This is a genomic window from Segniliparus rugosus ATCC BAA-974, from assembly GCF_000185725.2.
GTDB classification, from domain to species: domain Bacteria; phylum Actinomycetota; class Actinomycetes; order Mycobacteriales; family Mycobacteriaceae; genus Segniliparus; species Segniliparus rugosus.
The window spans coordinates 1,025,806-1,038,376 of record NZ_KI391953.1; the positions used below are offsets into that span (position 1 = coordinate 1,025,806).

Sequence of the window (12,571 nt, forward strand, 5' to 3'; positions counted from 1 at the left end):
CACCAGATGAACTGTAGCCCCGGCCCTCAGGGTCTTTACCATCCTTCCGAAGAGCACGACGCCTGCGGCGTTGCGATGATCGTGGACATCCACGGCCGTCGCAGCCACTCGCTCGTGACGAAAGCCATCGCGGCGCTGGTCAACCTCGACCACCGAGGCGCAGCCGGGGCGGAGCCCAACACCGGCGACGGGGCCGGGGCGCTGATCCAGGTTCCCGACCGGTTCCTGCGGGCGGTTGTCCCGTTCGAACTCCCTGGGCTGTACGCCACCGGCATCGCCTTCCTGCCCCAGGGCGGCGCGGACGCCGAGGAGGCCGCGAGGGCCGTGGAGAAGATCGTCGCGTCCGAAGGGCTTGAGACGGTGGGCTGGCGCGAGGTGCCGGTCGACGATTCGTCCCTTGGCGCGTTGGCAAGGGACGCGATGCCGACGTTCCGCCAGATTTTCATCGCCGACCCCGCGCGCGAGCTGCGGGGCCTTGACTTCGAGCGGCGGCTGTACATCGTGCGCAAGCGGGTGGAGCACGAGCTGCGCGTCGGCGACGAGCGGGTGTACTTCCCGAGCCTTTCCTCGCGCACTCTGGTGTACAAGGGCATGCTCACCACGCTGCAGCTGCGGGAGTTCTACCCCGACCTGCAGGACGAGCGAGTGGAGTCCGCCGTCGGCATCGTGCACGCCCGGTTCTCCACGAACACTTTCCCCTCGTGGCCGCTCGCGCACCCGTACCGGTTCATCGCCCACAACGGCGAGATCAACACGGTCGCGGGCAACTCGAACTGGATGCGGGCCCGCGAGTCGCTGATCAAAGGCGGCGTGTTCGGCGGCCCGGAGGCGTTGGAGAAGATCTTCCCGGTCGTCACGCCGGGGGCTTCGGACACCGCCCGGTTCGACGAGGTCGTGGAGCTGCTGACCCTCGCGGGTCGGTCGCTGCCGCAGGCGATGCTCATGATGGTCCCCGAGGCGTGGGAGAACAACCCGGACATGCCGAAGGCGCACCGGGACTTCTACCGCTACCACGCCTCCCTCATGGAGCCCTGGGACGGCCCCGCCGCGATGTGCTTCACCGACGGCACGCTGGTCGGGGCGCTTCTGGACCGCAACGGCCTGCGCCCCGGCCGGGTGTGGATCACCGACGACGAGGTGATGGTGGCCTCCGAGGCGGGGGCGTTCCCGGTCGCGCAAGAGAAGATCATCGCCAAGACCCGCCTGCAGCCGGGCCGGATGCTCCTTGTGGACACCGCCGAGGGCCGGATCATCAGCGACCAAGAGGTCAAAGACGAGCTGTCCGCCGCCCACCCGTACGGGGAGTGGCTCAAGGCGCAGATCACGCTGGACGATTTGCCAAAGCGCGAGACCGTGCGGATGAACCACGAGCGGGTGCTCAACCGCCAGCAAGTGTTCGGGTACACCAACGAGGACTTGAACATCCTGCTCAAGCCGATGGCGCAGACCGGGCAGGAGGGCATCGGCTCGATGGGCACGGACACGCCCATCGCGGCCCTCTCCGAGCGCCCGAGGCTGCTGTTCGACTACTTCCAGCAGCTTTTCGCGCAGGTCACGAACCCGCCGCTGGACGCGATCCGAGAAGAGATCGTGACGAGCCTGTACGGTTCGCTCGGCCCCGAGCGCGACGTGCTCAACCCGGAGCCGCTCTCCTGCCGCCAGGTGCAGCTGGACCAGCCGATCCTCTCGAACGACGACCTCGCCAAGCTCGTCGCGGCCAACGACGACGGGAACTACCCGTGGCTGCGCTCGACGGTGATCCCCGGCCTGTACCCGGTGGCGAAGGGCGGCGAGGGCATCGCCGCCGCGCTCGACGTGATCCGCTCGCAGGCCTCCGACGCCATCGCGGGCGGGGCGCGGCTGATCGTCCTCTCGGACCGCAACTCGAACGAGTCCCTGGCCCCGATCCCGTCGCTCCTCCTGGTCGCGGCGGTGCACCACCATCTGATCCGTGAGAAGACCCGCACGAAGATCGGCCTGATCGTGGAGTCGGGCGACGCCCGCGAGATCCACCACCTCGCGACGCTCTTGGGCTGCGGCGCTGCTGCGGTGAACCCGTACCTCGCGCTGGAGACGCTGCACGATCTGGTCGAGCGCAAGGTCCTGCCGGGCCTGACCTACGCCAAGGCGGAGGCGAACTACCTGAAGGCGGCCAGCAAGGGCGTCCTGAAGATCATGTCCAAGATGGGCATCTCGACCCTCGCCTCCTACACCGGGGCGCAGCTCTTCCAGGTCATCGGCCTGGACCAGGGCCTGGTGGACGAGTACTTCACGGGCCTGCGCAGCCAGCTCGGCGGCGTCGGCCTCGACGAGCTGGCCGCGGACGTCGGCGTCCGCCACCACCGGGCGTTCATCGAGCGCCCGGAGGAGCGGGCGCACCGCGAGCTGGAGGTCGGCGGCGAATACCAGTGGCGCCGGGAGGGGGAGTACCACCTCTTCAACCCGGAGACGGTGTTCAAGCTGCAGCACTCCACCCGCACGGGCCGCTACGACATCTTCAAGGAGTACACGAAGGCCGTCGACGAGCGCTCCACGACGCTGGGCACTCTGCGCGGGCTCTTCGAGTTCGACGCGCGGGGCCGCTCGCCTATCCCGATCGAGGAGGTGGAGCCGGTCAGCGAGATCGTCAAGCGGTTCTCCACCGGCGCGATGAGCTACGGCTCGATCTCCGCGGAGGCGCACGAGACCCTCGCCATCGCGATGAACCGCCTCGGCGGGCGCTCGAACTCAGGCGAGGGCGGCGAGGACGAGGACCGGTTCACCCCGGACGAGAACGGCGACTGGCGGCGCAGCGCGATCAAGCAGGTCGCGTCCGGCCGGTTCGGCGTCACCTCGCACTACCTCGTCAACTGCACCGACATCCAGATCAAGATGGCGCAGGGCGCGAAGCCCGGCGAGGGCGGCCAGCTGCCAGGGCACAAGATGTACCCGTGGATCGCGAAGACCCGCCACTCCACGCCGGGAGTCGGGCTGATCTCCCCGCCCCCGCACCACGACATCTATTCGATCGAAGACCTCGCGCAGCTCATCTACGACCTGAAGAACGCGAATCCGCAGGCTCGGATCCACGTGAAACTGGTGTCCGAGATCGGGGTCGGCACAGTCGCCGCGGGCGTCTCGAAGTGCCACGCCGATGTCGTGCTCATCTCGGGCCACGACGGCGGCACCGGCGCGAGCCCGCTGAACTCGCTCAAGCACGCGGGGGCCCCGTGGGAGATCGGCCTGGCCGAGACCCAGCAGACCCTCCTGCTCAACGGCCTGCGGGACCGCATCGTGGTCCAGGTGGACGGTCAGATGAAGACCGGCCGAGACGTGGTCGTCGCCGCGCTGCTTGGGGCCGAGGAGTACGGCTTCGCGACCGCGCCGCTGGTGGTCGAGGGCTGCGTCATGATGCGCGTGTGCCACCTTGACACCTGCCCGGTCGGCGTCGCGACGCAGAACCCGGTGCTGCGCGCCCGGTTCGACGCGAAGCCTGAGTTCGTCGTGAACTTCTTCGAGTTCATCGCCGAGGAGGTGCGCGAGCTCTTGGCGAGCCTCGGCTTCCGCACGATCCAGGAGGCCATCGGCCAGTCCCAGCACCTGAACACCTCGCGCGCTTTGGCGCACTGGTCGGGGGAGAAGGCGGGCAAGCTCGACCTTTCGCCGATCCTGCACCAGCCGGACTCGCCGTTCATGAACCAGGCACCGTACTGCACGAGCAAACAGGAGCACGGGCTGGAGAAGGCGCTGGACCAAGTGCTGATCGCGCAGGCCCGCGAGGCCATCGACCAGGGCGTCCCGGTGGTCATCGACTCGAAGATCGGCAACTTGAACCGCTCGGCGGGCACCATGCTCGGGTACGAGGTCACCAAGGCGCGCGGCGCGGCGGGGCTGCCGGAGAACTCCATCACGGTGAACTTCACCGGCACGGCGGGCAACAGCTTCGCCGCTTTCGTGCCCAAGGGCGTCACGCTGCGCCTGCACGGAGAGGCCAACGACTACGTCGGCAAGGGCCTCTCCGGCGGCAACGTGACGATCCGCCCGCCCGAGGAGTCCTCGGACCGGCTTGTCGCCGAGACGAACATCATCGCGGGCAACGTGGTGCTGTTCGGGGCCACCAGCGGGCACGCCTTCCTGCGCGGCATCGCGGGCGAGCGTTTCGCGGTGCGCAACTCCGGGGCCATCGCTGTGGTCGAAGGCATCGGCGACCACGGCTGCGAGTACATGACCGGCGGACGCGTCGTGATCCTCGGCCCGGTGGGCCGGAACTTCGCGGCGGGCATGTCCGGCGGCATCGCCTACGTCTACAACCCGGACGAGACCTTCGAGCGCAAGGTGAACCGGGAGTTCGTGGACCTTGAGGACGTGGACGCGAAGGACCAGACTTGGCTGCAGGAGCTGCTGCTCCGGCACGTCGAGGAGACTGGTTCCGCCGTGGCGCGTCGGGCGCTGGACGCTTGGGACAACGAGCGGCGGAACTTCGTGAAGGTCATGCCGCGCGACTACAAGCGAGTGCTCATCACCATCGAGCGGGCGCTGGCCGAGGGCCGCGACCCCGACAAAGCGATCATGGAGAGCGTCAATGGCTGATCCAAGCGGTTTCTTGAAGCACAGCATGGCGAAACTGCCGCCGAGGCGGCCGGTGCCGCTGCGGTTGCGGGACTGGAACGAGGTCTACCAAGATTTCGACGAGTCGACCCTGCGCGTGCAGGCTTCCCGGTGCATGGACTGCGGCATCCCGTTCTGCCACCAGGGCTGCCCGCTGGGCAACCTCATCCCGGACTGGAACGACCTCACCCGGCTCGGCCAGTGGCGCGAGGCCATCGAGCGGCTGCACGCGACGAACAACTTCCCCGAGTTCACCGGTCGGCTGTGCCCCGCGCCGTGCGAGTCCGCGTGCGTGCTCGGCATCAACCAGGATCCGGTGACGATCAAGCAGATCGAGGTCGAGATCATCGACCACGCCTTCGAAGAGGGCTGGGTCTCCCCGGTGCACCCGCACCAGCTCACCGGCAAGCGAGTCGCCGTGGTCGGCTCGGGCCCCGCAGGGCTCGCCGCCGCGCAGCAGCTCACCCGCGCGGGCCACATGGTCACCGTCTTCGAGCGGGACGAGCGGATCGGCGGCCTCCTGCGATACGGTATCCCCGACTTCAAGATGGAGAAGCGGCATATCGACCGTCGGCTCGTCCAGATGGAGGCAGAGGGCACGATCTTCCGCACCGGCGTGAACGTTGGCGTCGACATCAGCGTCGAGAAGCTGCGCAAGAGCTACAACGCGGTGGTGCTGGCGGTCGGCGCGCTGGAGCCGAGGGATTTGGACGTGGCGGGCCGCGAACTCGACGGCGTCGTCCAGGCGATGGACTACCTGCCCGAGGCCAATCGGGCCCTATACGAGGGCCGGGCCCCGAGCATCGACGCGAAAGGCAAGCGCGTCGTCATCATCGGCGGCGGCGACACCGGCGCGGACTGCCTCGGCACCGCGCTGCGCCAGGGCGCGGCGAGCGTCCACCAGTTCGACATCAACCCCGAGCCGCCGAAGTCGCGGGACGAGACCATGCCGTGGCCCACGTACCCGAGGGTCTTCCGCTCCTCCGCCGCGCACCAAGAGGGCGGCGAGCGCGTGTTCGCCGCCAACACGATCGAATTCCTCGGCGAGGACGGCAAGCTCGTCGGCCTCAAAGCTCATGAGGACGTCATCCGCGAAGGCCGGGCCATCGTGTCCGTCGGCTCCGAGTTCACCCAGGAGGCCGAGCTGGTGCTCCTCGCCCTTGGCTTCACCGGCCCGCAGCGCGTCGATCTGCTGGACAAGATCGGCGTCGAACTCACCGAGCGCGGCGACGTCAAGCGGGACGAGAACTACCACACCAGCGTGGAAGGCGTCTTCGTCGCCGGCGACGGCGGCCGAGGCCAGTCGTTGATCGTCTGGGCCATCGCCGAAGGAAGGGCCGCCGCCGCCGCAGTGGACGAGTGGTTGGAAGGCGAGACCGCGTTGCCTCGCCCCATCCCGCCGCACGCCCAGCCCATCGGCTGATTGCGGAGCGCACCTCGATGTGCAGGAAGATGTGAATGAGGTCGCGCCGCATCGACACTGCGATCATCGTTGCGTGCCGGTATCACTACGGCAAGTGATAGTCTTCCTCAGTGGGAAGGTTTCGGGGTGCCGTATCTGCGGCGGTAGTTGTCTGGGGTTTGTTCGCGCCGTCCGCGTCCGCTGAGCCGGAGTTTCCTGACATCGACTCGCTGCCAGCGGTCAATTTGGACGACTATGCCAATCCGGAGTTTCAAGATTGCCGGGGAGGCCCGATGCCGCAAAACGCCGGGCCGCACTGCTGGCCGCACGAGTTCCGGGTCGGCGATGCCCTCTGCCAGAACCGTAACTGGAAAAACTACGCTTACCTCGAATGTTGGGACGAATCGGGCGCCGCTCCGCGCGGTGAAGAGTCGGTTGCTGTCGGCTACGCGAGGGGTCCGTGGCCGGGCCATTTCTACACGCCGCCCGGTCCCGATTCGGAATCAAGCGTTTTGCTCTCCCGTTCCCACGAACTGCCGGTCGGACACAAGATCGTTTTTGATTGGGATTTCTTTGAGCGCGGCAAGCCTGTTGACAGCAGCAAGCGATTGCCGTTTCCGATGGTGTGTGGCGTGCCAGAACCTGGAGTGATCGCATGTCGCACTGTGCAGAAAGACGCCGCGTATGGCTTCGTGCTGTCGCCGCACGGTAGCTGGGTGTTCTAGCCGGGTTCGGTGGTGTAGTGCTGGCCGGTGGGTGATGTCCATAGGATTGTTCCGTCTGGACTCTGTTTGTCTCGCCATTTGCCGTGGGTTTTTGCTCGGTGGTGGTGTCGGCAGAGTCGTTTTATGTTTTGGGGGACGGTTTGTCCGCCTGATGCTGGGTTCTGGTGGTTGAACGGGTTCGTGTGGTCGAGTTCTGTTCTCGCTCGGCGGTGGCACCCTGGGAATCGGCAGTGCTGGTCTCTGGCGTTGACGTGGGTTTGGACCGCTGGGGTGGGGTGGTATTGCTCGGGGGTGGTGGTGAAGCGGATGGTTTTCGACGTTTTCGCGAGCTTCTGGGCGAGTTCGGGGTCGATGGGTGATCCGTTCAGCCAAGCGGGCAAATCGGAGAGGTTGGCGAGGACGGCGAGGTCCACGACGAGTTCGACGGGTTTGGCCTGGGGCGCGGGGCGTTGGGCGGCCTGGCACGTTTCTTTGCCGCATTCGCAGTGGAGCTTGCCTTCCCTGTTCCCGGCGAGGGCGGATAACGCGTCGGCCCGGCGGGTCCACATGGCTCTGGGGTCTCCGGGGCAGACGGTCCTGGCGGCGGCGTCGAGCCGGTCCTTCACCATCGCGGCTTCCATGAGGGGCATGGCGCCCCAGATTTTCGCCATCCCGTCCCCGACCGGCTGGAAGAACAATCCTCGTTCCGCGTGGGCCTTCTCGCGGCGTTGTTTCGTCCATTCGGAGTCCCAGCGGATGTATTGGGCTTCGATCAACCCTTGGATCTTCGATTGGGAGTGCAACCGCCAGCGCGGAGCCCGCTCCGCCAACCACGCGTCGAGCTTCTCCCGCCACCCTGCGGGAGCGGACTCCAACGACTTACCCACGAAACGGGCGACCTTCGCGGTGACCTCCCCGGCGGCGAGCCTCGCGCCCAACTCCGGGTAATGCTCGGTCATGTTCTCCGCGAACGACAACATGCCCTTCGCTTCGCGAGAAGAGACCCCGAGCGCTGGGGCGAGTTCGAGGATCGCCGCCTCACGAGCCGAAAAGGTGAAGATCCCCTTCCCCAAGACCTTCTCCTCCGCGGCCTTCCGCGCCGCGACTTTCTCGGCGAGAGCAGCCACCAACCCCGCCTTACGAGCCAGCAGCACAGCCTCCGCTCGCTCGCACTCCCTCAACGCAGCGAGCGCTTCCCTCTCGTCAGAACACGACTCTGCTCGGAGGCTCTTGAACATGTCCTCCGACACGATCCCCGTCGTGCTGGTCATGCGTTCTATTGTAAGAGCAATACTGGAATCCTGCAATAGAAATATCAATGCATATTTAGCATAAGAATCGAACAGGAAAGCGATATGATGAAAGTCTAGTTCCAGCCGGGGTTCGCCAGCACTTTTGCCACGCTCGCCCCCGCCTCGGGCCCCTCGTACGCGGTGACGACCTCCTGGATGCCGCCCGACATGCGGATATTGCCGTGGTCCACCCACAGCGCGCGTTCGCAGAACTGGGCGAGGAACTCGTTCGAGTGGCTGGCGAAGACCAGGATGCCGGAGCGGCGGACCAGCGCCTGCAAGCGCTCGCGGGCCTTCTTCATGAAGTCCGCGTCCACCGCGCCGATGCCCTCGTCCAACAGCAGGATCTCCGGGTCGATGCTGGTCACCACGCCAAGGGCGAGACGGATCCGCATACCGGTCGAGTAGGTCCGCAGCGGCATGTTGAGGTAGTCGCCAAGCTCGGAGAACTCGGCGATCTCGTCCATCTTGCGCAGCATCGACTTGCGGGACTGGCCGAGGAACAGCCCCCGGATGATGATGTTCTCGTAGCCGGAAGTCTCCGGGTCCATGCCGACTCCGAGGTCGAAGACGGGCGCGACCCGGCCCCGGACCACGGCTGTCCCCTGGGTCGGCTCGTAGATACCGGCGAGCAGCCGCAGCAGGGTGGACTTCCCGGCTCCGTTGTGTCCGACCAGGCCGATGCGGTCGCCCTCCTTGAGCGAGAGCGTGATGTCGCGCAGCGCTTCGACGATGGGGAACTTGCCGGAACCGCCGATAGATCCGCCTGCCTTGCTGAGCATGGCCTTCTTGAGGGATCGGGTCTTGGCGTCGAAGATGGGTATCTCGACCCAGGCTTGGGCGAGGTCAACGCTGACAGTCATGGATGACTCACTTTCTTCCGTCACACCCAGTAGGCGACGCGGGAGCGGTATTGCCGCATGACCAGGAGCATGAGCCCGATGCCGAAGGCGGTCAGCGCGAGCACGATCCACCAGTGGTACGCCTGTTGCGGGGTGCCGAGCATCGGCGCGCGCAAGATGTCCACGTAGTGGTATAGCGGATTGATCTCCACCAGACGCGCCCGCTTTGCCACCGAGCCGCCCTGCTTCACCAGGCCGTCGGTGGTCCAGACGATCGGGGTGAGGTAGAAGAGCAGTTGGGTGACGTTGGCGACCATCGGCACCACGTCGCGGAACCTGGTGGCGATGATGCCCGCGACCATCGCCACCCAGACCGCGTTGACGAGCAGCAGCGCGAGGGCGGGGACGGCGAGGAGCATCGACCAGGACCACTGCTTCGGCGGGAAGACGATCATCAGGATGACGTAGATGACGAGGTTGTGCGCCATGAGCAGGGCCTGCCGCCAGATGAGCCGGTAGACGTGCACGCTGATGGGCGCGGGGAGCTGCTTGATGATGCCTTCGTTGGCGATGAAGACCTCGGAGCCCTCCTCGAGCGAGTTCTGGATGAGGTTCCAGATGATGAGGCCGACGGTGACGTGCGGCAGGAGACTGCGCAGCTCCACACCGAGCAGCAGGGAGTACAGCAGGGCCAGACAGATGGCGATGGTGCCGGTGGAGATGGTGATCCAGAACGGCCCGAGGACCGAGCGCCGGTAGCGCTGCTTGATGTCCTGCCAGCCGAGCTGTAGCCACAGCTCGTAGTCGAAGAAGCCGCGCCGCAAATCGCCCCAGGCGCGCGCGAGCGATCGAGAGGAGGCCCTTGCGGAGACCCGGCCCTGGACGGTGGTCGCCTGGCTCACTGCTGATGCGCGGGGGAGAGCACGACGAGCGGGATAGTGCGCTTGGTCCGTCGCTGGTAGATGGCGTAGGCCCCGGTGGTCGCTATTTTCGGCCACCAGTCGGCGCGCTCCTCGGCCGTGGCTTCCCTCGCAGTCACCCGGAGCTCTCGGAGCCCCACGCGGATCCGCGTGTCGGGGTTGGCTTTCAAGTTCCAGAACCAATTCGGGTTTTTCGGATGCCCGCCGTTGGAGGCGACCACGACGAAGTCATCGTTGGAGACGAAGTAGTTGAGCGGGATCTTGTACTGCTTGCCGCTTTTCGCGCCGGTGTGGTGCAGGATCAGCGCGGGAGCCATCCCCGGCATCCAATGCCCCACGAGCCCTCGGGAGAGCTCGTACACCGCGACATGGCCTTTCGTGATGTAAGGCCAGTACTTCGCGGGGATCTTCCAGAACTTGAATTTCGGCATGGTCTCGCTCTCCTCATCGCGCCAAGCGTCAAAGATACTGCCCAGAGCCCGGAACATTGCTATGCCCTGGCGGCAATGCCTCATGCCGGGATTGTTCGACCTGTGCTCGGGCGGCGAGCTGCTGCGCGATAAGCGTGGTCTGGATGCCGTGGAACAGGCCTTCGAGCCAGCCGACGAGCTGAGCCTGCGCGATCCGCAGCTCGTCCTCCGAGGGCGCTTCGCCTTCGGAGAACGGAAGGGTGAGGCGCGCGAGCTCTTCGCGCATCGCGGGCGCGAGCCCGTCCTGCAGTTCCTTGATGGAGCGGGTGTGGATCTCGCGGAGCCGGTTGCGCGCAGCCTCGTCGAGCGGGGCGGATTTCACCTCTTCGAGGAGCTGTTTGACCATGGAGCCGATCCGCATCACCTTCGCGGGCTGCTCGACCAAGTCGTCCGAGTCGTCCCCGGACTGCGGCTGGGTCAGGACGACAATGCGTTGGGGGTGGTTGTCCTCGGTCATGTCTCTATTCTCTCACGGGAGCAGGACGGCTTTGCCGAAGATCTCACCGGCCTCCAGCGCCCGGTGCGCCGCCGCTGCTTCGGCGAGCGGGAAGGTTCTGCCGAGGACCGGCCGGACTCGGCCTGCGGCGATGAGCGGCCACACATGCTCGCGCACCTGCCGGATGACCTCGGCTTTGCCAAGCGGCCCGTCGATCGCCCGGTTGCGCAGGGTGGAGCCGATCAAGCTCGCTCGCTTGGCGTGCAGCGCGAGGAGGTTGAGTTCGGTTTTCGCGCCGCCCATGGTCGCGATGACGACGATCTTCCCGTCGAGCGCGAGCACTTGCAGGTTCCGGGCCAGGTAGGGGCCGCCGATGTGGTCGAGGACGAAGTTCGCGCCCTCGGGCCAGCGCTCGCGTAGCGCCTCGGCGAAGTCGTCCGCTTTGTAGTCGACGACGATCCGCGCGCCGAGTTCCTCGCATCGTTCGGCTTTCCCTTGGCTCGCGGTCACTGCGACCTCGGCCCCGAACGCGGCGGCGACTTGGATCGCGTGGGTGCCGATGCCGCTGCCGCCGCCGTGGACGAGCACGCGGTCGCCCGCTCGCAACCCGCCGATCATGCCGAGGTTGAGCCATACCGTCGCCGCCGCTTCGGGCAGAGCGGCGGCCTCGGCCAACGTCACGCCGGGCGGGACCGGCAGGACGCAGGATTGGTGCGCGACGGCGTATTGGGCGTAGCCGCCTCCCGGCAGGAGCGCGCACACCTCGTCGCCGACCGTCCATCCCTCGGTTCGGTCGCCGACTTCGACCACCCGCCCCGAGACTTCGAGCCCGAGCAGATCGCTCGCGCCGGGCGGGGGAGGGTAGAAGCCTTGCCGCTGCGCCACGTCCGCCCGGTTCACGCCCGAGGCGACGACCTCGATGAGCACGTCCTGCGGACCGGGCTCGGGCCGTGCCGCCTCGGCGAGCACCATCGCATCCGCATCGCCGAATGCAGGAAGCGTGATAGCGCGCATGTACTTACGAAAGGAGTTTGTGGAGGACTTTGCCCAGAAGTTCTTTCGGGTACGTGTCGGGGCTCGGCAGCGCCTGGACGGTCAACCCGCTGTTGACCGCGAGCAGCACGGTCGCGAGCTCCTCTTCGGTGAACTCGACAGAGGCTTTCTCATCGTCCTTGGCTTGCTTGGCGAGACTCTCCCGGACCGGGGCGAACGCCTCCTTGATCCGCTCGGCGAACTGCTTGCGCGCGTCGAGATAGGGCTGGCGGATGTCCTCCTCGCGGACGACGCGAGCCCAGTACTCGAGCCAGACCAGCTCCCAGTGGCGTTCCTTGAAAACGTTCGCGGTGAAGAACCGGCTGATCTCGTCGAGGTCGGCGGAGCCGCTCGCGGCGAAGTTGGTCTCCACGACGCGACGCTCCAGCTGGTCCTCGATCATGGCGAAATACAGCTCGTCCTTGCTGGAGAAGTTGCTGTACACGGCGCCTTTGGTGAGGCCGGCGGCGGCCGCGACGATATCGAGCGAAGCCGCCGTGTAGCCCAGCTCGCCGAACACGATCAGCGCGGCGTCGAGCAGACGTTTGCGGACTTCGGCGCGTGTTGGGCGGCGCTGCCGCTTCGGGATCGGAATCCGGCTCGCCGGGTTCTTTTTCGCAGTGGCCTTACGGGGAGTCTTCGCGCGCGCAGCGGCGCTCCCGGCTCGTGATGAAGCGGAACCGCTGGGAGTTGAAGACGGGTCAGCAATCGGGCTCATCGTTCGTACGCTAGCACCTTCGCAGCGATTTCGCAGTAAGGCATTGAGCAGTGGAACAGAGCCGTGGGAAGGATTTGACGGGGCGCGAGCCGCGTGCGAAACATACCAACAACGACACGGCGAGGCTGAGTATTCCCTGAGAGAGTAGTGAGAAATACCACGGCGAAA

The 12,571-nt window shown here is 66.5% G+C and carries 10 protein-coding genes; 3 read left to right on the forward strand and 7 right to left on the reverse strand.

Going from position 1 to position 12,571, the window contains the following annotated elements:
* Positions 1 to 6 precede the first annotated feature (6 nt).
* From gltB to HMPREF9336_RS18335, 3 genes are all read left to right on the forward strand, one after another.
* Complete coding sequence (gene gltB / locus HMPREF9336_RS05015) at positions 7 to 4,569, forward strand: glutamate synthase large subunit (protein ID WP_007469637.1); 4,563 nt, start codon at positions 7 to 9, stop codon at positions 4,567 to 4,569.
* The gene (locus HMPREF9336_RS05020) at positions 4,562 to 6,010 is read left to right on the forward strand and encodes a glutamate synthase subunit beta (protein WP_007469639.1); all 1,449 of its coding nucleotides are present in this window, start codon (positions 4,562 to 4,564) and stop codon (positions 6,008 to 6,010) included. Before gltB ends, HMPREF9336_RS05020 begins: the two co-directional genes overlap by 8 nt.
* Positions 6,011 to 6,120: 110 nt before the next feature.
* Positions 6,121 to 6,714 (forward strand): hypothetical protein, encoded by a 594-nt coding sequence (locus tag HMPREF9336_RS18335; protein ID WP_156920296.1) that lies wholly within the window; start codon positions 6,121 to 6,123, stop codon positions 6,712 to 6,714.
* On the opposite strand, the gene HMPREF9336_RS05030 is transcribed toward HMPREF9336_RS18335, so the two are convergent.
* The 7 genes from HMPREF9336_RS05030 to HMPREF9336_RS05060 all read right to left on the reverse strand — a co-directional run bounded on the left by HMPREF9336_RS05030 (position 6,711) and on the right by HMPREF9336_RS05060 (position 12,403).
* Positions 6,711 to 7,964: an HNH endonuclease signature motif containing protein gene (locus HMPREF9336_RS05030; RefSeq protein ID WP_007469643.1), complete on the reverse strand. Its 1,254-nt coding sequence runs from the start codon at positions 7,962 to 7,964 to the stop codon at positions 6,711 to 6,713. The genes HMPREF9336_RS18335 and HMPREF9336_RS05030 overlap by 4 nt on opposite strands.
* Positions 7,965 to 8,059: 95 nt before the next feature.
* Positions 8,060 to 8,848 carry a galactan export ABC transporter ATP-binding subunit Wzt/RfbE gene (gene wzt / locus HMPREF9336_RS05035; RefSeq protein ID WP_007469645.1) on the reverse strand — a complete coding sequence of 263 codons (789 nt, stop codon included), beginning with the start codon at positions 8,846 to 8,848 and terminating at the stop codon, positions 8,060 to 8,062.
* A gap of 20 nt (positions 8,849 to 8,868) precedes the next feature.
* Positions 8,869 to 9,729 carry a galactan export ABC transporter permease subunit Wzm/RfbD gene (gene wzm / locus HMPREF9336_RS05040; RefSeq protein ID WP_007469647.1) on the reverse strand — a complete coding sequence of 287 codons (861 nt, stop codon included), beginning with the start codon at positions 9,727 to 9,729 and terminating at the stop codon, positions 8,869 to 8,871.
* Positions 9,726 to 10,178, reverse strand: coding sequence for a nitroreductase family deazaflavin-dependent oxidoreductase (locus tag HMPREF9336_RS05045; RefSeq protein ID WP_007469649.1), 453 nt, complete (start codon positions 10,176 to 10,178; stop codon positions 9,726 to 9,728). The genes wzm and HMPREF9336_RS05045 overlap by 4 nt, the downstream gene beginning before the upstream one ends.
* A gap of 28 nt (positions 10,179 to 10,206) precedes the next feature.
* Complete coding sequence (locus tag HMPREF9336_RS05050; protein WP_007469652.1) at positions 10,207 to 10,674, reverse strand: bacterial proteasome activator family protein; 468 nt, start codon at positions 10,672 to 10,674, stop codon at positions 10,207 to 10,209.
* 12 nt (positions 10,675 to 10,686) lie between these two features.
* Entirely contained in the window at positions 10,687 to 11,667 is a 981-nt protein-coding gene (locus tag HMPREF9336_RS05055) for an NAD(P)H-quinone oxidoreductase (protein ID WP_007469654.1), read from the reverse strand.
* Positions 11,668 to 11,671: 4 nt separating this feature from the next.
* Positions 11,672 to 12,403: a TetR/AcrR family transcriptional regulator gene (locus HMPREF9336_RS05060; protein WP_007469655.1), complete on the reverse strand. Its 732-nt coding sequence runs from the start codon at positions 12,401 to 12,403 to the stop codon at positions 11,672 to 11,674.
* Between the last annotated feature and the right edge of the window lie 168 nt (positions 12,404 to 12,571).